Annotated in this window: 24 protein-coding genes and 2 pseudogenes; 9 read left to right on the top strand and 17 right to left on the bottom strand. The window is 70.8% G+C overall.

The window, feature by feature from the left end:
• Positions 1-11: 11 nt before the first annotated feature.
• Entirely contained in the window at positions 12-527 is a 516-nt protein-coding gene (locus tag EFK10_RS08500) for a hypothetical protein (protein WP_206305363.1), read from the bottom strand.
• A gap of 104 nt (positions 528-631) precedes the next feature.
• On the bottom strand, positions 632-1,555 hold the full coding sequence (gene miaA / locus EFK10_RS08505; RefSeq protein ID WP_127355131.1) for a tRNA (adenosine(37)-N6)-dimethylallyltransferase MiaA: 924 nt from the start codon (positions 1,553-1,555) through the stop codon (positions 632-634).
• A gap of 106 nt (positions 1,556-1,661) precedes the next feature.
• Between miaA and EFK10_RS08510 the strand changes: the two genes are divergently transcribed.
• Positions 1,662-1,907, top strand: a complete 246-nt coding sequence (locus EFK10_RS08510; RefSeq protein ID WP_127355132.1) for an antitoxin — start codon at positions 1,662-1,664, stop codon at positions 1,905-1,907.
• A 3-nt stretch (positions 1,908-1,910) separates the two neighbouring features.
• Here the strand turns inward: EFK10_RS08510 and EFK10_RS08515 are convergent, their stop codons facing one another.
• The 5 genes and pseudogenes from EFK10_RS08515 to EFK10_RS53120 form a co-directional block, all read right to left on the bottom strand.
• Positions 1,911-2,606 carry a class III extradiol ring-cleavage dioxygenase family protein gene (locus EFK10_RS08515; protein ID WP_127355133.1) on the bottom strand — a complete coding sequence of 232 codons (696 nt, stop codon included), beginning with the start codon at positions 2,604-2,606 and terminating at the stop codon, positions 1,911-1,913.
• Positions 2,607-2,624: 18 nt separating this feature from the next.
• A complete protein-coding gene (locus EFK10_RS08520) occupies positions 2,625-2,957 on the bottom strand; it encodes a hypothetical protein (protein WP_127355134.1) in 333 nt (110 codons plus the stop codon).
• A gap of 43 nt (positions 2,958-3,000) precedes the next feature.
• The gene (miaB, locus tag EFK10_RS08525) at positions 3,001-4,503 is read right to left on the bottom strand and encodes a tRNA (N6-isopentenyl adenosine(37)-C2)-methylthiotransferase MiaB (RefSeq protein ID WP_127355135.1); all 1,503 of its coding nucleotides are present in this window, start codon (positions 4,501-4,503) and stop codon (positions 3,001-3,003) included.
• A gap of 205 nt (positions 4,504-4,708) precedes the next feature.
• Positions 4,709-4,834: pseudogene (locus EFK10_RS49730) on the bottom strand (fasciclin domain-containing protein); the annotation flags it as partial.
• 2 nt (positions 4,835-4,836) lie between these two features.
• A pseudogene (locus EFK10_RS53120) lies at positions 4,837-5,049 on the bottom strand (sigma factor-like helix-turn-helix DNA-binding protein); the annotation flags it as partial.
• 252 nt (positions 5,050-5,301) lie between these two features.
• Between EFK10_RS53120 and EFK10_RS08540 the strand changes: the two are divergent.
• Positions 5,302-6,279, top strand: coding sequence for a TAXI family TRAP transporter solute-binding subunit (locus EFK10_RS08540; RefSeq protein WP_127355137.1), 978 nt, complete (start codon positions 5,302-5,304; stop codon positions 6,277-6,279).
• Between the two features lie 125 nt (positions 6,280-6,404).
• Entirely contained in the window at positions 6,405-8,240 is a 1,836-nt protein-coding gene (locus tag EFK10_RS08545) for a bifunctional serine/threonine-protein kinase/glutamate ABC transporter substrate-binding protein (protein ID WP_127355138.1), read from the top strand.
• Here EFK10_RS08545 and EFK10_RS08550 read toward each other — a convergent pair.
• Positions 8,237-9,625, bottom strand: coding sequence for a sensor histidine kinase (locus tag EFK10_RS08550; RefSeq protein WP_127355139.1), 1,389 nt, complete (start codon positions 9,623-9,625; stop codon positions 8,237-8,239). The genes EFK10_RS08545 and EFK10_RS08550 overlap by 4 nt on opposite strands.
• 10 nt (positions 9,626-9,635) lie before the next feature.
• Positions 9,636-10,352, bottom strand: coding sequence for a response regulator transcription factor (locus EFK10_RS08555; protein ID WP_127355140.1), 717 nt, complete (start codon positions 10,350-10,352; stop codon positions 9,636-9,638).
• A gap of 264 nt (positions 10,353-10,616) precedes the next feature.
• Here EFK10_RS08555 and EFK10_RS08560 point away from each other — a divergent pair, with 264 nt between their 5' ends.
• The 5 genes from EFK10_RS08560 to EFK10_RS08580 all read left to right on the top strand — a co-directional run bounded on the left by EFK10_RS08560 (position 10,617) and on the right by EFK10_RS08580 (position 15,787).
• Positions 10,617-11,369, top strand: coding sequence for an amino acid ABC transporter ATP-binding protein (locus EFK10_RS08560; RefSeq protein ID WP_127355141.1), 753 nt, complete (start codon positions 10,617-10,619; stop codon positions 11,367-11,369).
• Between the two features lie 52 nt (positions 11,370-11,421).
• Positions 11,422-12,348 (top strand): glutamate ABC transporter substrate-binding protein, encoded by a 927-nt coding sequence (locus EFK10_RS08565; protein WP_127355142.1) that lies wholly within the window; start codon positions 11,422-11,424, stop codon positions 12,346-12,348.
• 94 nt (positions 12,349-12,442) lie between these two features.
• Positions 12,443-13,090 carry an amino acid ABC transporter permease gene (locus EFK10_RS08570; protein ID WP_127355143.1) on the top strand — a complete coding sequence of 216 codons (648 nt, stop codon included), beginning with the start codon at positions 12,443-12,445 and terminating at the stop codon, positions 13,088-13,090.
• Positions 13,087-13,935: an amino acid ABC transporter permease gene (locus EFK10_RS08575; RefSeq protein ID WP_127355144.1), complete on the top strand. Its 849-nt coding sequence runs from the start codon at positions 13,087-13,089 to the stop codon at positions 13,933-13,935. Before EFK10_RS08570 ends, EFK10_RS08575 begins: the two co-directional genes overlap by 4 nt.
• A gap of 115 nt (positions 13,936-14,050) precedes the next feature.
• A complete protein-coding gene (locus tag EFK10_RS08580) occupies positions 14,051-15,787 on the top strand; it encodes an FAD-dependent monooxygenase (protein WP_127355145.1) in 1,737 nt (578 codons plus the stop codon).
• Here the strand turns inward: EFK10_RS08580 and rny are convergent.
• The 5 genes from rny to EFK10_RS08605 all read right to left on the bottom strand — a co-directional run bounded on the left by rny (position 15,744) and on the right by EFK10_RS08605 (position 20,666).
• Positions 15,744-17,231, bottom strand: coding sequence for a ribonuclease Y (gene rny, locus EFK10_RS08585; RefSeq protein ID WP_127355146.1), 1,488 nt, complete (start codon positions 17,229-17,231; stop codon positions 15,744-15,746). The two genes, EFK10_RS08580 and rny, sit on opposite strands and share 44 nt — an antisense overlap.
• A 159-nt stretch (positions 17,232-17,390) precedes the next feature.
• Complete coding sequence (gene recX, locus EFK10_RS08590; RefSeq protein WP_127355147.1) at positions 17,391-17,975, bottom strand: recombination regulator RecX; 585 nt, start codon at positions 17,973-17,975, stop codon at positions 17,391-17,393.
• A 4-nt stretch (positions 17,976-17,979) separates the two neighbouring features.
• Positions 17,980-19,110, bottom strand: a complete 1,131-nt coding sequence (gene recA / locus EFK10_RS08595; protein ID WP_127355148.1) for a recombinase RecA — start codon at positions 19,108-19,110, stop codon at positions 17,980-17,982.
• A gap of 140 nt (positions 19,111-19,250) precedes the next feature.
• Entirely contained in the window at positions 19,251-20,450 is a 1,200-nt protein-coding gene (locus tag EFK10_RS08600; protein WP_407647016.1) for an AI-2E family transporter, read from the bottom strand.
• A gap of 21 nt (positions 20,451-20,471) precedes the next feature.
• Positions 20,472-20,666, bottom strand: a complete 195-nt coding sequence (locus EFK10_RS08605) for a DUF3046 domain-containing protein (protein WP_127355149.1) — start codon at positions 20,664-20,666, stop codon at positions 20,472-20,474.
• A gap of 100 nt (positions 20,667-20,766) precedes the next feature.
• Between EFK10_RS08605 and EFK10_RS08610 the strand changes: the two genes are divergently transcribed.
• Entirely contained in the window at positions 20,767-21,666 is a 900-nt protein-coding gene (locus tag EFK10_RS08610) for a hypothetical protein (protein ID WP_127355150.1), read from the top strand.
• A 21-nt stretch (positions 21,667-21,687) separates the two neighbouring features.
• Here EFK10_RS08610 and EFK10_RS08615 read toward each other — a convergent pair whose 3' ends face one another.
• The 3 genes from EFK10_RS08615 to EFK10_RS08625 all read right to left on the bottom strand — a co-directional run.
• Complete coding sequence (locus tag EFK10_RS08615) at positions 21,688-21,999, bottom strand: AzlD domain-containing protein (protein WP_127355151.1); 312 nt, start codon at positions 21,997-21,999, stop codon at positions 21,688-21,690.
• On the bottom strand, positions 21,999-22,715 hold the full coding sequence (locus EFK10_RS08620) for an AzlC family ABC transporter permease (protein ID WP_127355152.1): 717 nt from the start codon (positions 22,713-22,715) through the stop codon (positions 21,999-22,001). The genes EFK10_RS08615 and EFK10_RS08620 overlap by 1 nt, the downstream gene beginning before the upstream one ends.
• A 10-nt stretch (positions 22,716-22,725) precedes the next feature.
• The coding region (locus EFK10_RS08625) for a helix-turn-helix domain-containing protein (protein WP_164835889.1) at positions 22,726-23,088 on the bottom strand (363 nt) is incomplete at its 5' end.

Consider the following 23,088-nt stretch of genomic DNA (forward strand, 5'->3'; position numbering starts at 1 on the left):
GTACGTGGCCGCTAGCGGAGCCGGGCGACCCGCCAGAAGGCCAGGACGGCGAGCAGAACGGTGATCGCGGCGTAGAGCACGACGAAGCGCCAGTCGGGGCGGCTTCCCGAGCCTCGAGCGGGGAGCCCGGGCCAGGCGTAGCCGACGCGGCGGGCGGCCATGATGCCCCAGCCGGCGGAGCAGCAGCAGAGCAGCAGGCCGAGCATGGCGACGACGGCGCCGCTGTCGCCGAACTCGAAGGCGAGCGGGAAGGCGAACATCAGGGAGCCGACGGTCGCGAGCGCGATGATCGGCGTGAGCTGCCAGATCCTCAGGCGGCGCTGCGGTCGCAGTTCGCGGAAGGACTCCTCGCCCTCGACGGCGCCGCCCGATCCGTCCGGCTCCTCGTCGAGAGGGCCGGCGAGAGGGCCGCCAAGCGATCCCTCGAGCGGCTCGTCCAGAGGCCCGTCGACAACCAGCTCCGGCACATCGGCGGAACTCCCGTGCCCGTGGTCCGGTTGCGGTCTGTCGCGAGGGCCGGCCTCCATCGCCACGCGCCCTCCAAACGTCCGACACCGTAGCCCGATGCTCGATGATGGCACGGGCGAGGAGGCGTCAAGTGCCGCTGGAGCGTCCCGATGCCATCACGTGATCAGGCTGTGACCGCGTGGCCCAGCAACACCAGCGCCTGTTCTGTCAGTTCCGTGCCGCGCGCCGTGAGCCAGTGCACCCGCTGGTCACGGCGGAACCACGAATCCTGACGGCGCGCGAAGCGCTTGGTGGCGCGTACGGTCTCGGCGCGCGCCTCCGCGTCCGTGCACTCCCCCGCGAGCGCGGCCAGTACCTGTTGGTAACCCAGGGCCCGGGAGGCCGTCCTGCCGTCCCGCAGACCCGTCTTCTCCAGGGCCTCGACCTCGCCGACGAGCCCGGCGTCCCACATCCGGTCGACACGGAGCGTGATGCGCTCGTCGAGCTCGGGGCGGGGGACGTCCACGCCGATCTGCACGGTGTCGTACACGGGGTCGTGGCCGGGCAGATTGGCCGTGAAGGGGCGTCCGGTGATCTCGACGACCTCCAGGGCGCGGACGATCCGGCGGCCGTTGCTGGGCAGGATCGCGCGGGCCGCCCCGGGGTCCACGGCGGCAAGGCGGGCGTGCAGCGGACCCGTGCCGTCGGCCGCGAGTTCGGCTTCGAGGCGGGCGCGTACGTCCGGGTCGGTGCCGGGGAACTCCAGGGCGTCGATGGCGGCCCGTACGTACAGGCCCGAGCCGCCGACCAGGACGGGGATGCGGCCTGCCGCGTGCAGCCGGTCGATCTCGACGCGGGCGAGGCGCTGGTACTCGGCGACGCTGGCCGCCTCGGTGACGTCCCAGATGTCGAGGAGGTGGTGCGGGACGCCCTGCCGTTCTTCGGTGGTCAGTTTGGCGGTGCCGATGTCCATGCCGCGGTACAGCTGCATGGAGTCGGCATTGACCACTTCGCCGTTCAGGGCCTGGGCGAGGGCAACGCCCAGGTCGGACTTGCCGGCCGCGGTGGGACCGACGACGGCGATCACGCGGGGTGCGTCGTTGTTCACGTGCCCAGTCTCCCAAACCGCGAGGGCGGACTTCCTCGCGTGCAGGTAGGGTCTTGGCTAATATGGGCTGTTTATGACATATTTCCATCGGAAGGAGCGGTGATCGATGAGACTTAAGAACACCCTCAAGGCGAAGGCCGGCCAGGTGAAAACCAAGGCGGGCGACTTCGCCGTCCAACACGGGGACAAGATCGAGTCCGGGCTGGAGAAGGCCGCGCGCAAGGTGGACGAGCGGACCAAGGGCAAGTACGCCGGAAAGCTCGGATCCGGCGTCGGCAAGGCGAAGGACGCGCTGGAGCACCTCAAGGACCAGGGCGAGGGCCCGACCCCCGGCCCGGGGCCAGGCCGCTAGGACTTAGGACCAGGCAGCCACGAAGTACCCCACCCCGTACGGCGCCTCGTCGTACAGCAGCTCGCCCCCCACATCCGCGCCCTCGGCGGCGCCCGCGAGGACCTGCCAGGGGGCGCGGCCGGACGCCTTGAGCGCGGCGGACAGCTCCGCGTCCAGAGCGGCCAGCGCAGCGGTGTCGGCGCCGCCCAGCGCGGCCGCGACGGCGGCGTCGTACGCCTCCGCCCGCTCGTCCAGATACCCGGGGGCCTTGACCGTACGACAGGCGCTCCCGTCGCCCATCACCAGCAGCGCCACCCGCTCCGCGAGCTCCGCCAGACCCCGGCCGAGGCCGACCATCCGCTCGGCGGACGCGTCCGCGGGCACGGCCGCCGCGTGCAGCGGTGCGGCGATGGTCGTACGTTCCAGCAGCCACGCCGCGACCGCCAGTGAGGGTGCCAGCGGCACCGCGTCCTCGCCCGCGCCGAGCCGCAGGGTGCGGTCCACTCCGTAGGGCCGCAGCGATCCCTCGCCGCCGCCCTCCCATACGTGGCCGCGCTCGCCGGCGCCGACGACCACCAGCAGGTCGGGCCGGGAGGCCGCCAGCACCCCGATCGCGTCCGCGCAGGCCGTGCGCAGCGGGTCCAGCTCGGGGGCGGCGCCGGCGGCCACCTCGGGCACCAGCAGCGGTGGGCAGGGGCAGACGGCAGCGGCGACCAGCATGATCGGAACCCTACCGGCTCAGGATCCGTCGGGGACGCGGTCCTGCGGCCCGCGGTAGCGGGCCGCCACGGAGGGATCCTTGCCGTCCCGGACCGTCTCGGCCACGGAGAAGCGGCAGCGGTAGGTCGTGGTCATGCCCTCGTTGGTCTGCAGGAAGCCGTCCCCCGTGCGGTAGAGCCGGCTGCGCCGGACGCTGAACGGCTTCGCCGGCTTGAACCGCAGCGCGGCGTCCTCCAGCTCGCGCAGCGCGTCCTCACGGGTGCCGTCGGCGTGCCCGAGCAGCTCGACCTCCCAGTGCTTGTCCTCCCCACTGCCCACGGTCTCCTCGACGAAGAGCCCCCACCAAGCCACGTGCTCCCCCTACCCCATCAGTCCCGGCCCAGCACAGAAACGATCAGTCGCAGCCGCAGCCGGGAGCCGCCGCGGGCACCGGCGCCGGGGCGCCGATCGTCGGCAGGCCCAGCATCACCCCGACCGGCTTGGCCGCCGGGGCCGCGTTGCGCAGTTCCCAGGCGTCGCCCGCCCGCGTACGCCGGACCGCCAGAGCGGGCTTCTCGGCGAGCAGGTGGTGCGGGGCGGCGTAGGTGATCCCGACGGTGACGACGTCGCCGGGGCGGACGGCCTCCGCGGGCTTCTCGAAGTGGACGAGCCGGTTGTCCGGGGCCCGTCCCGAGAGGCGGTGGGTGGCGTCGTCCTTGCGGCCCTCGCCCTCGGCGACCAGGACCTCGAGGGTCCGGCCGACCTGCTTCTTGTTCTCCTCCCAGGAGATCTCCTCCTGGAGGGCGACAAGGCGCATGTAGCGCTCCTGCACGACCTCCTTGGGGATCTGCCCCTCCATGTCGGCCGCCGGGGTGCCGGGCCGCTTGGAGTACTGGAAGGTGAAGGCCTGCGCGAAGCGCGCCTCGCGCACGACGTGCATGGTCTGCTCGAAGTCCTCCTCGGTCTCGCCGGGGAAGCCCACGATGATGTCGGTGGAAATGGCGGCGTCGGGCATGGCCGCGCGCACCTTATCGATGATGCCCAGGTAGCGGTCCTGCCGGTACGAGCGGCGCATCGCCTTGAGCACCGTGTCCGATCCGGACTGCAGCGGCATGTGGAGCTGGTGCATCACGTTCGGCGTCTCGGCCATCGCCGCGATCACGTCGTCCGTGAAGTCCCGCGGGTGCGGCGAGGTGAAGCGGACCCGCTCCAGGCCCTCGATCCGCCCGCAGGCACGCAGCAGCTTGCTGAAGGCCTCGCGGTCGCCGATCTCGGAGCCGTACGCGTTGACGTTCTGCCCGAGGAGGGTGATCTCGGAGACGCCCTCGGCGACCAGCGCCTCGACCTCGGCCAGGATGTCGCCGGGCCGGCGGTCCTTCTCCTTGCCGCGCAGCGCCGGGACGATGCAGAAGGTGCAGGTGTTGTTGCAACCGACCGAGATCGAGACCCAGGCGGCGTACGCCGACTCACGGCGGGTCGGCAGCGTCGAGGGGAAGGCCTCCAGCGACTCGGCGATCTCGACCTGCGCCTCTTCGGCGATACGGGCCCGCTCCAGCAGCACCGGCAGCTTCCCGATGTTGTGCGTGCCGAAGACCACGTCGACCCATGGCGCCCGCTTGACGATGGTGTCGCGGTCCTTCTGGGCGAGGCAGCCGCCGACGGCGATCTGCATGCCGGGCCGCTCCGCCTTCTTGGGCGCCAGCTGTCCGAGGTTGCCGTAGAGCCGGTTGTCGGCGTTCTCCCGCACGGCGCAGGTGTTGAAGACGACCACATCCGCCCCGTCGGCGCCCTTGGGCGCGCGGACGTAGCCGGCGTCCTCCAGCAGGCCTGACAGCCGCTCGGAGTCGTGGACGTTCATCTGGCACCCGTAGGTGCGGACCTCGTAGGTTCTCAAACCAGCCGCCTCACTCCTGCTCACCCGTCCAGGGTAAGGGCTGCGATCGGCCGTCCCCGTCCCCGTCCCCGTCCCCGTCCCCGTCCCGTCCACGTGCCCGGCGGCCGGCAGCTCGGGCAGCCGGCCTCCGATGTAGCCGGGGCCCGTACGCCGGCCAAGCTGGGCGACCATCCCTGGGCGTCGCCCCGGTGACGAGGCAGTTGAGAGGCCGCGGGGAAGGGCCATCGTTCAGGGTGGACAGCGCCGGATTGTTGGAGGCGGCCGTGGCCACCGGGTCCTTGGACATGCCGTCGAAACTGCCCGCACCCGTCCTGGGAACGGAGTCGCAGGCCGGCCCGAACGGCTCGTCGGCGGAGCTCATCGACGCGTCTTGACGGTGCCCAGAGGCGTACCGAGCAACTCGGCGACCTCCCGATAGGTCAGCCCGCGGTAGTAGGCGAGGGTGACCGCCTGGCGCTGTAGCTCGGCCAGCCCGCGCATGCAGCGGCGTACCTGTTCACGTTCCAAGCGGTTCTCGGCCTCCTCGGTCACCTCGTCGAACGCGGGCGTGTGGTCCGGCAGCGCGGCCTCCGGGCCGGCCACGGCGTCGTACAGCCGCCCGAAAGCCTCCTCGTCGCCCCTGGCGACGGAGCAGCTGCGACAGATCACGCCCCGGCTCTTCCCGGCTGCCGATCCGTTGCGGTTCTCTCATGCGGCCGTCCCTTTCCGATGGCACATCCCTCAAAAGTCATCCGTCGCCACTCACGCCAGGGATTGGTCGGCATGTCCGCCGGTCAGCTCCGTACTTTCCTCCATCTGCCATGCCTGGCAGGATCGCCAGGCATGGAGATCCCCCACATCGGCAGGCGCCGCGCCGTGCAGGCGGCATTCGCGGTGGCGGCGGTGCTCGCGCTGCTGCTGTGGTGGCTGCTGCCGGCGCGCGGGCCGTCATATCCGCAGGGCACGGTGACGTTTTCGACGGGTGTGCGCAACGGGGTCTACGACACGTACGGGAAGCTGCTGCGCAGGGATCTGGACACGGATCTGCCGGGGGTGAAGGTGGATCTTCTGCCGTCGCAGGGCTCGGTGGACAACGTCAGGTGGGTCGCGACGGGCAAGGCTGACTTCGCGATCGCGGCGGCGGACGCCGTGGCGGACTACCACGAGGCCGGGAAGTCGCGGCTGCGGGCGTGCGCGCGGCTGTACGACGACTATATGCAGCTGGTGGTCCCGGCGGACTCGCCGATCAATTCGGTGGCCGATCTGCGCGGGAAGCGGGTGGGGATAGGGCAAAAGTACTCCGGGGTCAATCTGATCACCGGGCGGCTGCTGCGGGCGGCGGGGCTGGACGAGGCGAAGGACCTGACGGCGAGGACGACGGGGATCAACGAGTCGCCGACGCTGCTGCGAGAGGGGAAGCTCGACGCCTTCTTCTGGTCGGGCGGGCTGCCGACGCAGGCGGTGACGGATCTGTCGAAGACGATGCACGTCAAGCTGGTGCAACTCGGCGATCTGGTCGGCAAGCTTCACACGCTCTACCCGAACTTCTACCGCCAGGCGGTGATGCCTGCGGACGCGTACCCGGACATCGCGGGCGGCAAGTCCGTGAAGACCCTGGCGGTGGCCAACCTGCTGGTGACGACCGACCGGGCGGACGCGGGGCTGGTGGAGCGGGTCACCCGCACGGTGATCGACAGCAGGGACAGGATCGGCGCCCGCGTGCACGCCGCGCAGCTGGTGGATCTGCGGACGGCGGTGTTCACGGACCCGCTGGAGCTGCACGAGGGGGCTCTGCGCTATTACCGATCGGTTAAACCGTAAGGAATCGGCGGTCCGGTACGGGCGTTGCGCCCCGACATGTGATCATCACCCACCCCGGGGCCGATGTTGTTCGCGGCCAAGGCCCCCTAACCTGTTGCCGACCACGTATCAATGGGGGCACACGCATGAGTTCTGGGGGAATGCCGCACACCCTCATCGATGGGCGCTACGAGTTGCAGCGCCAGCTCGGTCGCGGCGGTATGGGCGTGGTGTGGGAGGCGTACGACAACCGGTTGAGCCGTCAGGTCGCGGTGAAGGAGCTGCTGTTCCGCGGCGCCCTGGACCCGGACACGCAGGCGCAGTGGGTGGAGCGGGCGCGGCGTGAGGCACAGGCCATCGCGCGGATCGGGCATGAGCATGTGGTCGCGGTCCATGACGTGATCGAGGCCGAGGGCCAGGTCTGGATCGTGATGGAACAGGTCAACCCGCATTCGCTGGCGGACCAGTTGCGCGAGCAGGGGCGGCTGCCGGCGCTGCACGCGGCCCGGATCGGGCTCGAGGTGCTGCGCGGGCTGCGGGCGGTGCACGCGGCGGGGGTGCTGCACCGGGATGTGAAGCCGCACAACATCCTGTTCCGGCGGGACGGCCGGGCGGTGCTGATGGACTTCGGGATCGCGACCTTCGAGGGCGCGGCCCAGGTGACCCGGCTGCACGAGACGGTGGGCACGCCGCAGTATCTGGCCCCCGAGCTGTCGGAGCCCGCCTCGCGGACCCCGCGTGAGGCGACGCCGGCGGCGGACCTGTGGTCGCTGGGCGTGACCCTGTACGAGACGGTCGAGGGCCGCGCGCCCTTCCGGGGACCGACGCCGTACGAGGTACTGGAGGCGGTACGCACCACCGAGCCGCCGCCGATGGAGCACGCCGGGCCGCTGCGTCCGCTGATCGAGGGGCTGCTGGTCAAGGAGCCGACGGCGCGGCTGACGGCGGAGCGCGCGGAACAGCTGCTGCAGCACGTGGCGCAGGAGACCCCGCATCCCCTGGCCGGATATCCGACCGGCTACGACCCGCAGGCCACCCAGGTCACTCCGCCGCCCCTGCGGCCGGACCCGACGCCCGATCCCCCGCAACCCCCGAGGCCCCCGTGGTCCCGGCGGCGCTGGGTGGCGGCCACGGCCGGCGTGGTGGGGCTCGCGGTACTGGCGACGGCGGGCTGGTTCGCGGTGGACCGGCTGCGTACGCCGGAGGGGCCGTCGCTGTCCAGCTCGGCGACGTACCAGGCGGCGAAGCAGCGTGGCTACCTGGTCATAGGCGTCAAGAGCGACCAGCCCGGCCTCAGCGAGAAATCGGACACCGCCAACGGCGGCTACGAGGGCTTCGACATCGACCTGGCCTGGGCCGTCGCGAAACAGCTGGGCTTCAGCCATGTGCGTTTCAAGGTTGTCGACACCCAGAGCCGGGAATGGATGCTCAGCTCCGGCAGCGTCGACCTGATAGTGGCCAGCTACTCCATCACCGCGGACCGCAAAGAGACGGTGGACTTCGCCGGTCCCTACTACGTCGCCGGGCAGGACTTCCTCGTACGGAAGGACGAGAAGGATGTGACCGGGGCGCAGGACCTCTACGACCGCGACGTCTGTACGGTGACCGACTCGACGCCCGCCAACCGGCTGCGCACGAAGTATCCACGGATAAGGACCGAGCTGCGGGCCTCGTACGGCCAGTGCCTGAACCAGCTGCTGGCCGGAACGGTCGACGCGGTCTCCACGGACAACATCATCCTGGCCGGATACCGGGCTCAGCACCCGACGCAACTGCGGCTGCTCGACGCCCCGTTCAGCGAGGAGTTCTACGGGGTGGGGCTCCATCAGGACGAGCCCGCGTTGAAGAGCGCCGTCTGCGAGGCCATAAAGAACCAGATCTCCTCGGGCCGCTGGAAGACGTCCTACGCGAAGCATCTGAAGCCGCTGACGGACAAGGAGCTGAACGACCAGCGGCCGCCCGAGCCGACGGAGTGCAATTAGGGCGCGGTGCGCGGCACGGTGAGGGTCACGCGCAGGCCGCGGGGGTCGTTGGGCGCGTACGAGAGTGAGCCGCCACCCTGGGCGAGCAGGACGCGGGCGATGGACAGGCCGAGGCCGGAGCCGTCGATGTTCTGGTGGCGGGGGGAACGCCAGAAACGGTCGCCGATGCGGGCGATCTCGTCGTCGGTGAGGCCGGGGCCGCTGTCCGCGACGGTCACGGCGACGCTTTCGCCGCGGGTTTCGGTTGAAACACACACGGATTCGCCCTGAGGAGTGAATTTCAGGGCGTTGTCGACAATGGCGTCCAGTGCGCTGGACAGCGCGACCGGGTCCGCCCAGCCGGTCACGGCGACCACGCCGGTGTAGTCGAGCTCCACTCCCTCGCGGATGGCGACCGGCAGCCAGGCCTCGACCCGCTCGGCGGCGAGGGCGGCGATGTCGGTGAGGGCGAGGTCGGCCTCGGCGTGCTCGGCCAGGGCCAGGCCGAGGAGGTCGTCGAGGACGGAGGCGAGGCGCTTGCCCTCCTCGCGGACCTTGCCGACCTCCTCGTGGCCGGTAGGGAGTTCGAGGCCGAGCAGCTCGATCCGCAGCAGCAGGGCGGACAGCGGGTTGCGCAGCTGGTGGGAGGCGTCGGCGACGAAGGCACGCTGCTGGTCGAGGACTTCCTCGACGTTGTCGGCCATCTCGTTGAAGGAGCGGGCGAGGCGGCGCAGCTCGGGCGGCCCGCCGGCCGCCGCGACCCGGGACTTCATCCGCCCGGTGGCGATGTCGTGGGTGACCCGGTCCAGGATCCGCACCGGCCGCAGCACCCAGCCGGCCAGCCGGAAGGCGGCCATGACGGCGACGACCATCGCGGCGAGTTCGCCGGCGGCGAGCAGCAGCCAGTTGCGCAGGATGCGGGAGCGCATGGCGCCGGTGGGCGAGTCGGTGAGGACGACGGCGATCACATCCCCGTCGCGTACGACGGGCGAGGCGACGGCGATGGTGCGGCGCTGCCAAGGCCAGACCTGCGGGGGGTCGTGGCTGCGGCGGCTGGCGAGCGCCTCGGTGTAGGCGGTGTAGGCCTCACCCTTCGCTGGGACCTGCCACTTCTCGGGCGCGGCGGCCATCGCGGGCAGGTCGCGCTTGCGGTAGAAGACGCCGACCCGGATCCCGTAGACCTCCTGGTAGCGGCTCAGTTCGGACTGCAGGGTGCCGCGCCGCTCGTCGTCGGCGGGGCCGGTCACGTACTGGGCGAGCGCGGCGAAGCGGGTGGTGTCGTCGATCCGGTCGACGACGACACGCTGCTGCTGGGCGGCGGCCAGGCTCGCGGCGAGCGGGAAGCCGAGGGCGAGCAGGACTCCGGCCAGCAGGACGATGAGCAGCGGGAGCAGGCGTGAGCGCAAGGTGACCGGCCTAGGCCGGGACGACGAGGCGGTAGCCGACCCCGCGCACGGTCTCGATCAGGGCGGGCAGCCGCAGCTTGGAGCGCAGGGACGCGACATGCACCTCCAGGGTGCGGCCGGTCCCCTCCCAGCTGGTCCGCCAGACCTCGCTGATGATCTGCTCGCGGCGGAAGACCACGCCGGGCCGCTGGGCGAGCAGCGCGAGGAGGTCGAACTCCTTGCGGGTGAGCGCGATGTCCTCGCCCTCCACGGTGACCCTGCGGGTCGGCAGCTCTACGGACACCGGTCCGAGCCACAGCGCGCCGGGCTGCGGCCGCAGTACGGGGTCCTGGGCGGCCGGGAGCGCCTCGGCGGCCTCCTGCGTGTGGCGGCGGGCGACGGCGTGGATGCGGGCCAGCAGCTCTCCGGTGTCGTAGGGCTTGACCACGTAGTCGTCGGCGCCGAGATTGAGACCATGGATCCGGGAGCGTACGTCGGCCCGGGCGGTCACCATGATCACCGGGATGGCGGCCTGGCGGCGTATGCGGCTGCACACCTCGAAGCCGTCCTGGTCGGGCAGGCCGAGGTCGAGCAGCACGACGTCGTAGGCGGGGCCCGGTTCGGGCAACAGGGCCCGCAGCGCCTCCTCGCCGTTGCGGGCGTGGGTCACCGACAGGCCGTGCTTACGGAGCACGGCCGCCAGTGCGGCGGCAACCCGTTCGTCGTCCTCGACCAGCAGCAGTCGCATTGTGGATCCCTCCCTTCGCGCTCCCGCAATGATGCCCTTACCAGGAATACAGGCGGATGATCATCATGTGCGTCAAGGGTCGTCCACGCCGCTCGGGTGACTGTTACGCAGCCGGTACGCGACATGGAAACCCGTTCACCCAGCGTGCTGGTGCGTGATCGGATCGTAACCCTCAAGTTCCGCTCAGATGTGATGACCGGGCGTGGCGATCATTCATAGGGTCTTCCCAACCGCCCTGAGCCAATGAGGATGGAGCGCCCACCGATGACCGAAGTCTCGGCGACCGACCTGGTCGTCCTGAAGGACGTCAACAAGCACTTCGGTGCTCTGCACGTCCTTCAGGACATCGACCTGACCATCGCCCGCGGCGAGGTCGTTGTCGTCATCGGGCCCTCCGGGTCCGGCAAGTCCACGCTGTGCCGGGCCATCAACCGCCTGGAGACGATCGACTCGGGCCACATCACCATCGACGACAAGCCGCTCCCCGCCGAGGGCAAGGAGCTGGCGCGGCTGCGCGCCGACGTCGGCATGGTGTTCCAGTCGTTCAACCTCTTCGCGCACCGCACCGTGCTGGAGAACGTCACGCTCGGGCAGATCAAGGTGCGCAAGACGGACAAGAAGGCCGCCGAGGAGAAGGCCCGCACCCTGCTGGACCGGGTGGGCGTGGGCAACCAGGCGGACAAGTACCCGGCGCAGTTGTCGGGCGGCCAGCAGCAGCGTGTGGCGATCGCGCGGGCATTGGCGATGGATCCGAAGGTGATGCTGTTCGACGAACCCACGTCCGCACTCGACCCTGAGATGATCAACGAGGTGCTGGAGGTCATGCAGCAGCTCGCCAGGGACGGTATGACGATGATCGTGGTCACCCACGAGATGGGCTTCGCCCGGTCCGCTGCCAACCGCGTGGTGTTCATGGCGGACGGCCGGATCGTCGAGCAGGCGACCCCGGACCAGTTCTTCAGCAACCCCCGGAGCGACCGGGCCAAGGACTTTCTGTCGAAGATCCTCCACCACTGAGATGATCTTGACGACTGAACTTGACGACGACCTGACAACAAAGGGACTTCCCATGAATCTCCGCAAGACCGCCGCCGCCGCGTTCGCCGTCGTGGCCCTCACCGCGTCCGCCACGGCCTGCGGCAAGTCCGGCTCCCCGTCCGGCTCCACCACCCCGTCGGCCGCAGGCGGCTCCAGTGCGGCCGCCGCCCTGCCGACGTACGCGGTCAAGACCGGTGTGAAGCTGAGTGGTTCGAAGACCTGGGACAGGATCGAGAAGAACGGCAAGATCACCATCGGTGTGAAGGCCGACCAGCCGAACCTGGGCTTCCAGGACCCGGCGACGAAGAAGTACTCCGGCTTCGACATCGAGATCGCGAAGATGGTCGCCGCGGACCTCGGTTTCGGCGAGGACAAGATCACCTTCAAGACGATCCAGTCGGCCAACCGTGAGACCGCGATCGCCGGCGGCCAGGTGGACTACTACGTCGGCACGTACACCATCAACCCCGAGCGCCAGAAGCAGGTCTCCTTCGCCGGCCCGTACTTCGTCGCCGGCCAGGACCTCCTGGTCAAAAAGGGCAGCTCTATCAAGAGCAAGGACGACCTCAAGGGCAAGAAGGTCTGCTCGGCGACCGGCTCGACCTCCATCCAGCGCATCAAGAACGGCCCCTACGGCGCCAAGCCGGTCGAGTACGACGCCTACTCGCTGTGCGTCGACAACCTGATCTCCGGCCAGGTCGACGCGGTGACCACGGACGACGCGATCCTCAAGGGCTTCGCCGCGAAGTACCCGGACCAGATCCAGGTGCTGGGCAAGCCGTTCTCCGAGGAACCGTATGGCGTGGGCCTGCTGAAGGGCGACACGGCCTTCCAGGACGCCGTCACCGCGGCCCTGAAGAGCCACGAGGACAACGGCGACTGGAAGAAGGCGTACGACGCCACGCTCGGCAAGTCCGGCGTGACCGCCGCGATCCCCCCGCTCGACTCGTCGTCCTGACCGGCTCCTGACCGGCCTCCCACGGCCCGGCTCCGACCGTGACTGATGCGCCGGCGGCTTCCCGGCCGCCGGCGCATCGCTATTTGGAGAATCGATGAACGTACTGCTGGACAACTTCGCGCTGTTTCGCGAGGGGTTCCTCGGCACGGTCGAGCTGACCGCGCTCAGCGGGGCGATCGCCCTGGTGCTCGGGGTGGTCATAGCCGCCTTCAGGGTGTCTCCCGTGCCGCCGCTCCGCTACTTCGGCGCCGCCTGGGTCACCTTGCTGCGCAACACTCCCCTGACGCTGCTCTTCTTCATCGCGGTGCTGGTGCTGCCCCGCCTGGGCATGAACACCTGGAGCTTCTTCCAACTCGCGGTCCTCGCGCTGAGCTGCTACACCTCGGCGTTCATCTGCGAGGCGGTCCGCTCCGGCATCAACACGGTGTCCCTCGGGCAGGCCGAGGCGGCCCGCAGCCTCGGGATGACCTTCACGCAGACCCTGCGACTGATCATCCTGCCGCAGGCCACCCGGACCGTACTGCCGCCGATCGGCAGCCTGTTGATCGCGCTCGCCAAGAACTCGGCCATCGCCGGTGGCTTCAGCGTCTTCGAGCTGTTCAGCGTGCAGAAGACACTCAGCGAGCAGGGATACAACATCTTCCTGATCTTCCTCTGGGTGGCGATCGCCTACCTGATCATCACCTTCTTCATCAGCGCGGTGTTCCGCTTCCTCGAGACCCGGCTGGCGGTGGCCCGATGAGCGCAAACGTCCTGTTCGACGCCCCGGGCCCCAAGGCCCGTACCCGCAACAACATCATCGGCGCGGTCGCCTCCCTGGCCATCCTCGGCCTGCTGTACTTCGTCTACCGGCAACTGGACGCCAAGGGGCAGTTCGCGAGCTACCTGTGGCAGCCGTTCCAGTACACCGAGATCCAGCGGCGTATCGGCGAAGGCATCCTGGCGACCCTGAAGGCCTTCGCCCTCGCCTCGGTCCTCTCGCTCTTCCTCGGCGCCCTGCTGGCCGCGGGCCGGCTCTCTGACCACGCGCCGGCGCGGTGGGTGGCCTCGACGATCGTCGAGTTCTTCCGCGCGATGCCGCTGCTGATCATGATTTTCGCGCTCTACGTCGGGGTGTTCACCTCGACGCCGCTGTGGGCCCTGGTCATCGGTCTGACCCTGTACAACGGCTCGGTGCAGGCCGAGATTTTCCGGGCCGGTATCAATGCCGTGCCCAAGGGCCAGAGCGAGGCCGCGTACGCGGTCGGCCTGCGCAAGACGCAGGTCATGGTCTTCGTGCTGCTCCCGCAGGCGGTCCGGGCGATGCTGCCGTCGATCATCAGCCAGTTGGTGGTCACGCTCAAGGACACGTCGCTGGGCTTCATCATCACGTACGAGGAACTGCTCTACAACGGCCGGCTCATCGCCGCGACGAGCCTGGGCTTCCCGTACGTACCGCTGGTGATGATCATCGCGCCGATCTACATCCTGATGTGCCTGGCCCTCAGCTCGCTCGCCACCTGGATCGAGCGGCGCGGCCGCCGTAGCCCCCAGGGCGCGCCTCCGGCGGCGCCCGAGGCCGAGGCCGTGGCGGCCGCCGCGGAGTGACGGCGGATCAGTCCGCGCGTCCGCGCACCGCGCCGACCAGCGGACGTCACTTGACGCACGCACCCGCAGTGGGTTGCATACGCAATGTGACTGCACAACTTCCGGGGACCGCGCTGTGGACCCGGTGATCATCGCGGGGGCGGGTCCGGTGGGACTCGCCCTCGCGCTTGGCTTGGCCCGGCACGGCGTGCCGAGCATCGTGCTGGACGAGAACGACGGGCAGGTGCTTCCCGGGGCCGAGCGAACGGCCGTGCTGGGACCGGTGACGGCCGGACTGGTGGCGCGGCTGGGCTACCCCGGGGTCTACGGGGACGCGACGGCCTGGACGGCGTGGCGGACCGTACGGCGCCGGCAGGAGGCCGTACGGGTCGAATTCGGCGCCGACTCCGAGGCGCCGCTGCACATCTCGCAGGCCCGGCTGGAGCGCGGACTGCGGGCCGCGGCGGCGGCCGAGGACCTCGTACGGATCGTGCCGAAGGCCCGGTTGGTCACCCTGGAGCAGGACGGCTCCGGGGTGACCGTGCACACGCGGGGCACAGATGCCACGTGGTGGCGCGGGAGTTATCTGGTCGGCTGCGACGGACCGCGCTCGACCGTACGAAAGCTGCTGGGGGTGCGCTTCCCCGGGCGTACGGCGGTGGACCGGTACGCGGTGGCGGCGCTGCGGGTCGAACTGCCATGGCCGGCTGAGGCGTTGCTGCACCGCGATCCTCCGGGAGCCGGGCTGGGGCCCGAGGTGACGGCGCGTCCGCTGCCGGACGGCGTGTGGCGGCTGGACTGGCTGCTGCCGGCCAAGGGCGGCCCGCTGACCTCGGACGACCTGGTGGCCCGGATCCGCGGCACGCTGGCGGCCTGGAGCGGCTCCGGCGCGGTGCCGCCGTACGAGCTGCTGGGCTCTGCAGAGCATCCGGTGCACCAGCGGCTGGCGCGGCGCTGGCGGGCGGGCCGGGTGTTCCTGGCCGGGGACGCCGCGCATCTGGTGGGCGCGCTGGGTGCGCAGGGTCTGGAGGAGGGCCTGCGGGACGCCGGCAACCTCGCCTGGAAGCTGTCGCTGGCCTGGCACTACGGCGCCTCCGACACCCTGCTCGACAGCTACCAGGCCGAACGGCGCGGGGCGGTGGGTGCCAGGCTGCGGGCCACCGACCAGGTGCTGCCGCTGCTGCGCGCCGAGGGGGTCTGGCACTCGCTGCGGCGTTCGGTGCTGTCGGGTCTTTCGGGGTCCGGCCGCCGGTACGCCGAACTGCTGACCGACGGCCACCTGGGGCGCGGACCACTGGGGGCGCCGCCGGTGTACGCGCGGTCGCCGCTGGCGCTGCCCGCGCCGCGCGGGGGGTCGTCGGCAGCGTCCCCGCTGGTGGCCTCGTGCGCCACGCCGCCGGGGGCGGCGGTCGTGGACGTCGAGGTGACCGCCCTGGACGGTTCCCGGGCGTGGCTTTACGACCGGCTCGGCTACAACCTGCTGGTGGTGCTGATCGCGCCGGGCACCGGGGTGTGGGAGAGCCGGCACTGGCTGACGGCGGGGCTGATGCCGCGTCTGGCCAAGGCGGTCGCGACACTACCGACCCGCGCGGAACTGCTGGTCGCGGAGGCGTATCCGGGGTCGACGGCGCACAGCGTGCTGCTGATCCGCCCCGACGGGCATCTGGTCACGGCGATGACCGGCTGCCGCCCGGCCGAGCTCTACTCGTACGCCGATCTGGCGCGCGGCGGACCGCCGTTGCCGGATGCGGGGGACGGGCCGGCGGATGCGGGCGGGGCCGGGGAGCCGGCCGATGGGCCCTCGGAACCTTCGGAGCCTTCCGAGCGGGTCAGCGGGCGAACTCGGAAGCCCGGGACTCCCGTACGACCGTGATCCGGATCTGGCCGGGGTAGGTCAGCTCCTCCTCGACCTGCTTGGCCACGTCGCGGGCGATAACCTGCGCCTGGATGTCGTCCACGTCCTCCGGGCGCACCATGACCCGGATCTCGCGGCCGGCCTGCATCGCGAAGACCTTGGCAACCCCGGCGTGGGCGACGGCGATCTGCTCGAGCCGCTTGAGCCTGCGGACGTATGACTCCAGGGACTCGCGGCGGGCGCCGGGCCGTCCGCCTGAGACGGCGTCGGCGGCCTGGGTGAGGACGGCCTCGACGGTGCGGGGGTCGACCTCGTTGTGGTGGGCCTCGATGGCGTGCACCACGTCCTCGCTCTCGCCGTGCCGCCGGGCGAGGTCGGCGCCGATGAGGGCGTGGCTGCCCTCCACCTCGTGGGTGAGGGCCTTGCCGATGTCGTGCAGCAGGGTGCCGCGCTTGACGGGGGTGGGCTCGACGCCCAACTCGGCGGCCATCATGCCGGCGATGTGCGCGGACTCCAGCAGGTGGCCGAGCACGTTCTGCCCGTAGGAGGTGCGGTAGCGCAACCGGCCGAGCAGGGCGACCAGTTCGGGGTGCATATCGGTAATGCCGGTGTCGGTGAGGGCATCCTCGCCGTGCCGTACGCAGAGTTGCTCGACCTCGGCGACGCTGCGCTCGTAGACCTCCTCGATGCGGTGCGGATGGATCCGGCCGTCGGCGACCAGGGCGTCCAGGGTCAGCCGGGCGACCTCGCGGCGTACCGGGTCGAAGCAGGACAGCAGCACCGCTTCCGGGGTGTCGTCGATGATGAGGTTGACGCCGGTAACGGCTTCGAAGGCGCGGATGTTGCGGCCTTCGCGGCCGATGATGCGGCCCTTCATCTCGTCACTGGGCAGGTGCAGTACGGAGACCACGGACTCGGCGGTCTGCTCGCCGGCCACCCGCTGGATGGCGGTGGAGACGATGCGGCGGGCCCGCTCCTCGCCGCGCTCGCGGGCGGCCCGCTCGATGTCCCTGACGATGACGGCCGCTTCGCGCTTGGCCTGCTGCTCCACCGAACGGACGAGGTCGGTGCGGGCCTCGGCGGCGGTGTAGGAGGCGACCCGTTCCAGGATGGTGCGCCGCTCGTCCTCCAGCCGGATCGCCTCGGCCCGCCGGCGCTCCAGGGCCTCGCGCTCTTCGGCCAACTCCCGCCTGCGGAGGTGCAGATGCTCGGACTCGGCGTCGATCCGGGCCTCGCGGTCGGCGAGCCGCTGCTCACGTCGCTCCAGGTCGGACCGGATCTCCCGGACTTCGTCCTTGGCCGCCGCCCGGATCTCCCTGGCCTCACGTTCGGCGGCGGTCCTCAGCTGCTCACGTTCATTGCGCAGCCGGTGCAGCAGGACACCGGCGGTCACCGCCACGGCGACCGTGATGACCACGGACACAAGGGAGAGCAAGGATCCGGTCCCCAGCGCGATGCCCATGGCACCAACTCCCGTGTCTCTGAGGACGCTTCCCCTCACCCGTTGTGAGGCTAGGTCGACTCACAGGCATGGTCAAGGAAGCGGTCACCGCACGGTCCGGTGACGCCCACTCGGGGACATATTCGAGACCTCACCCGTCCTGCTCCCCAAGGAAGCGGCCTACTCCCCCAGGAGGTGCTCCAGGACCTCCGGATCCTCGCCCTCCTCCTCAAGGGCCTGGCGGACCACCCGGAGCGCGACCCCCTCCGAGTACCCCTTGCGGGCCAGCATCCCGGCGAGGCGGCGAATGCGCCGGTCGCGCTCCAGCCCACGGCTCGAGGCGAGCTTGCGGTCCACGAGGGCGCGGGCGGCCCGCTCCTCCTGCGTGGGGTCGAGCTGCTCGACGGCGCGACCGATCAGCTCCGCGTCCACTCCCCTGGTACGCAACTCCTGGGCGAGCGCCCGCCGGGCGAGGCCCCTCCCCCGGTGCCGGGACTCCACCCAGGCGTTGGCGAAGGCCTCGTCGTCGATGAGCCCCACGTCCTGGAACCGCTCCAGCACATGCTCGGCCACCTCCTCCGGGATCTCCCGGCGGCGCATGGCGTCGGCGAGCTGCTTACGGGTCCGGGGTGTCCCCGTGAGCAGGCGCAGGCACAGGGCCCGCGCCCGCTCCTCAGGGTCGGCCGGTTCTTCGGGCGGCGGCTCCTTCTCGGCCCTCGACGAGGAAGAGCCGCCGCGGTCGGTGTATCGGCGTCCGCGTGCCACCGGCTCAGGCCTTGGCTGCGGTCGCCTTGGTCGCCTTCACTGCCTTGGCAGGTGCCGGGACCGTCTCGGACGCGGCCTTGGCGGGAACGGCCGAGGTGGCGGCGTCCGCGCCCGGCTGCTCGCCCAGGGCCTCCGGCCTGACGCCGATGCCCAGCTTCTCCTTGATCTTCTTCTCGATCTCGTCGGAGAGGTCGGGGTTGTCCTTCAGGAAGTTGCGCGCGTTCTCCTTGCCCTGGCCGAGCTGGTCGCCCTCGTACGTGTACCAGGCGCCGGCCTTGCGGACGAAACCGTGCTCGACACCCATGTCGATCAGGCCGCCCTCCTTGCTGATGCCGTGGCCGTAGAGGATGTCGAACTCGGCCTGCTTGAAGGGGGGCGCGACCTTGTTCTTGACGACCTTGACGCGGGTGCGGTTGCCGACCGCGTCGGTGCCGTCCTTGAGGGTCTCGATCCGGCGGATGTCGAGCCGGACGGAGGCGTAGAACTTCAGCGCGCGGCCACCGGTCGTGGTCTCCGGCGAGCCGAACATCACACCGATCTTCTCGCGGAGCTGGTTGATGAAGATCGCCGTGGTCTTGGACTGGTTGAGCGCGCTGGTGATCTTGCGCAGGGCCTGGCTCATCAGGCGGGCCTGCAGACCCACGTGCGAGTCGCCCATCTCACCCTCGATCTCGGCCCGCGGCACGAGGGCCGCCACGGAGTCGATGACGATGAGGTCGAGTGCGCCGGAGCGGACCAGCATGTCCACGATCTCGAGCGCCTGCTCGCCGTTATCCGGCTGGGAGAGCAGCAGGGCGTCGGTGTCGACGCCGAGCTTCTTGGCGTACTCGGGGTCGAGGGCGTGCTCGGCGTCCACGAAGGCCACCTGGCCGCCGGCCTTCTGCGCGTTCGCCACCGCGTGCAGGGTCAGGGTCGTCTTGCCGGAGGACTCCGGACCGAAGACCTCCACCACCCGGCCGCGCGGCAGGCCGCCGACGCCGAGGGCGACGTCCAGGGCGGTCGACCCGGTGGGGATGACCTCGATGGGCTCGTTCGGGCGCTCGCCGAGGCGCATGACGGCGCCCTTGCCGAACTGCCGTTCAATCTGCGCGAGCGCGGCGTCCAACGCCTTCTCGCGGTCGTTTCCTGCTGCCATGGGTTCCACCCGGGATGTCTGAGTCGATCGCTTCACGTCCATGACGCTACTGCCTGCCACTGACAATGCGCCCTGACGTCGCTCCGGGCTGTGGATAACCTGCCCGCACTCTCCATGAGAATGGATGTTCGAATTTCGTGTCAACCTCGCCGCGCCCAGCGCCGGATGCTCGCCACGAGGGACGCCCCCCGCCGTGGCTGCGGCCCGTGGGCGCGCGGATCGGTCACGTCGTACCGCTTCACATACGCACCCAGGAAGCCCTGCAGCGTCGCGGTGGCCGGGATCGCGACCAGCGCGCCGACCGCGCCCAGCAGCGCGGTGCCCGCGACCACGGACCCGAAGGCGACAGCGGGGTGTATGTCGACCGTCTTGGCGGTGATCCGCGGCTGGAGCACGTAGTTCTCGAACTGCTGGTAGATCACCACGAAGCCCAGCACCCACACCGCGTCCCACGGGTCCTCGGTGAACGCGATCAGCATCGGCAGCGCACCCGCCAGATACGTGCCGACCGTCGGCACGAACTGTGAGATCACACCCACCCATACCGCCAGCGCCGGCGCGTACGGCACAGTCAGCACCTGGAGCAGCACATAGTGCGCGACCGCCGAGATCAGCGCCATCAGCGCCCGCGAGTACAGATAGCCGCCGGTCTTGGCCACCGCGATCTCCCACGCCCGCAGCACCTCGGCCTGGCGCGCCGGCGGCAGTACGGAGCACAGCGTGCGCCGCAGCCGGGGGCCGTCGGCGGCGAAGTAGAAGCTGAACAGGGCGATGGTGAGCGCCTGGAAGACACCGCCCAGGACAGCACCGGACAGCCCCCACACGTTGCTGGCCTGTCTCTGCACGTAAGTGCGCAACCAGTCCGAGTGCAGGACGTTGTCCTGCAGCTTGCCCACCGACAGGTCGGTGCCGAAGGTCTGGTTGAGCCAGACCACGACATCGTCGACATAGTTGGGGAGATTCCGGCCGATCATGGTCACCTGGTCGACCAGCAGCGACCCCAGCAGCACCACGAACAGCCCGCCCGCCGCCAGCACTCCGAGGAAGACCAGCCCGGTGGCGATCCCCCGGCGCACCCCCCGGGCCGCCATCCAGTCCACGGCCGGCTCGATGGCCAGCGCGCCGAAGAACGCGATCAGGATGTTCACCAACAGCCCGATGACCTGGTGGAACGCCCAGTTCGCCAACTGGAAGGCACCAAGCAGCGCGAGTGCCAGCACCATGGCCCGCGGCAACCACGTCGGCATCCGCCCACCCGCCACCGTTGCCTCTGACGCCTTCTCGGACGGTTCCTCCGCGTCGCCGCCGTCTTTCCCCGTGTTCCCCGCGTTTGCTGACACAGCCCAAGTCTCGCCTATCGATCAGCGTTTCGAAGCGGGCACGTCAACAGCCGCACACACCGCACGCCAGACGTCCTTCGCCTCCCAGCCCTCCTCCAGCGCCTGCACCACGGTCCGCCCGCCCAGCTCGGACATCACATGATCGCGGGCGAACGAGTCGGCGTACGCATCGCCGAAGTGAGCGCGCATCCGCTCCCAGAAGACCGTCAACTTCATGAACCCCAGTATCCCGTCCCGGGGGGCGCATGGTCGCACGGCCGGGTGCTCCGGCGTGATTGGCGTAGGCAGGGCGGGCGGCGCGTCCTAGGGTGCGCACATGCCAGCTACCCCGCTAGCGCGCGCCCAGCACTTTGTGTGGCTCACTGCCCGCGTGCTTGAGCAGCGCAGGTTCGCCCACCACTTCCTGCAGGGCTCGCCGGACGCGGTGGAGACCGCGCTCGACGCGTACCGCAATGACGACGGCGGATACGGCCACGCCCTGGAGCCGGATCTGCGGGGGCCGGTGAGTCAGCCCCTGCACACGGCGTTCGCGCTGTGCGTGCTCGACGAGATCGGGCGCTGCGGAGGACAGCGCGCGGAACGCGTGTGCCAGTACCTCACGGAGGTGTCCACGCCCGAGGGCGCGCTGCCGGCGGTCCATCCGTCGCTGCGCGGGTATCCGGCGGCGCCGTGGATCCCGGTGACGGATGATCCGCCGGGGGATCTGCTCGCCACCGGGCCGGTGGTCGGGGTGCTGCACCGCAACGAGGTATGGCACGCCTGGCTGTTCCGGGCCACGGACTTCTGCTGGGAGGTGGCCGAGTCTCTGGAGAAGACGCACCCTTACGAGGCCATGGCCGCCATCGCGTTCCTCGACTCGGCGCCGGACCGGGCGAGGGCGCGGGCCGCCGCGGACCGCCTGGGGCGGCTGGTGCGAGAGCAGCGGCTCGTCGTCCTCGACCCGGGCCGCGCGGACGACCGTGCCGTGCCGCCGGGCTACGCGCCGGGCGAGCACCACTTCGCGTACGACTTCGCGCGCGGGCCGGAGTCGCTGGGCCGGCGGTGGTTCTCGGAGTCGGAGATCGAGCGGTCCCTGGACTTCCTGGCGGCGGAGCAGGGGGAGGACGGTGGCTGGCCGATCCGCTGGCGGGAGTGGGCGCCGGGCACGCGGCTGGAGTCCCGGCCGATCGTGACGATCGAGGCGCTGCGGACGCTGCGCGCGTACGGCCGCCTCTAGGGCACCGCCACTCCCCCGCGTTCAGCCCGCCAGGGCCCGTACCGCGGCCGTCACCAGCACCGCCGCCCCGACCACCACCAAGAAGGGCGCGCGCAGCAGTAGGGCGACGGCCGCCGCTGCAAGGCCCGCGCTTCGGGCGTCCAGGACCAGGGCGCGGTCGCCGGTGCCGAAGGTCTGGATGGCGGTGAGCGCGGCCAGCAGGGCGATGGGGAGGAGGGCGGCGAGCCGCCGGACGACCGGTCGCTCCAGGAAGCCGGCGGGGACGGAGAGGCCGAGCAGCTTCATGGCATAGCAGCCGAAGGCCGTGATGCCGATGGCGATCCAGGTGCTCATCACCGCACCCCCTTACGGCGGGTGACGGCCAGGACGACCGGCGCGGCCAGCGCCGCGACGAGAACCGGCACGCCGGATGGCAGCAGCGGCAGGCAGACCAGCCCGAGCAGTACCGCGAGCCCCGCCACAGCCCGTTCGTCGCGGCCGCGCAGCATGGGGGCGAGCAGCGCCAGGAAGACGGCGGGGCCGGCCGCGTCCAGGCCCCAGGCGGCGGGGTCGCCGAGCGCGGCGGCGCCGAGGGCTCCGAGCAGGGTGGTGAGGTTCCACAGCACGTACAGGCTTACGCCTGTGACGGTGAAGCCCAGACGCGCGCTGCGCCGGTCCGGCTGGGCCAGGGTGACGGCCGAGGTCTCGTCGATCACCCACTGCGCTGCCAGCGGCCGCACGGCGCGCGGCAGCCGCAGCAGCTCCGACAAGCGCAGCCCGTAGAAGGCGTTGCGTACGCCCAGGAAGAACGCTCCGGCCGCCGCCGCGAACGGGCTGCCGCCCGCCCCCAGCGCGCCGACCAGGGCGAACTGCGAGGCCCCGGTGAACACGAGCAGGCTCAGCGCGCAGCTCTGCGCCACGCTGAGCCCTGCCCCGGCTGAGGTCACCCCGAAGGCGAAGCCGGACAGCCCGACGGCGATCCCGACGCCGAGGGCGTCCCGGATCACGGCGGAGCGGGGCTTGGGGGTGGGTGGGTACTGCTGATCGGTCTCTATAGGTGCTGCGGTCACACAGCAGACCCTAAGGAAGGCCGGGCGCCTGGTCTTGTACGTTTTTGCGCTCCCGCTGGTACGCGCCCGGCGGGACGCCGACGATGCGCGTGAAGTGCCGGTTCAGGTGCGGCTGGTCGCTGAAGCCCACGGCGGTGGCCACCTCGGCGGGCGCTACGCCGGCCTCCAGCATCCTGCGCGCCGCCCGGACCCGCTCCCCGGTCAGCCAGGCGTGCGGCGGCAACCCGTACGCCTGGCGGAAGGCCCGCAGCAGGGCGAAGGGGCTCGTGCCCACCTCGGCGGCCAGTTCGTCCAGGGACGGCGGCCCGGCGAGCCGGCCGGCGAGCAGCTCCCGGGCGCGGCGCGCGGCGAGGGTGCCCGCGGCGGCCGGGCG

The sequence above is a fragment of the Streptomyces soli genome (genome assembly GCF_003999195.1).
Taxonomy (GTDB): domain Bacteria; phylum Actinomycetota; class Actinomycetes; order Streptomycetales; family Streptomycetaceae; genus Actinacidiphila; species Actinacidiphila soli.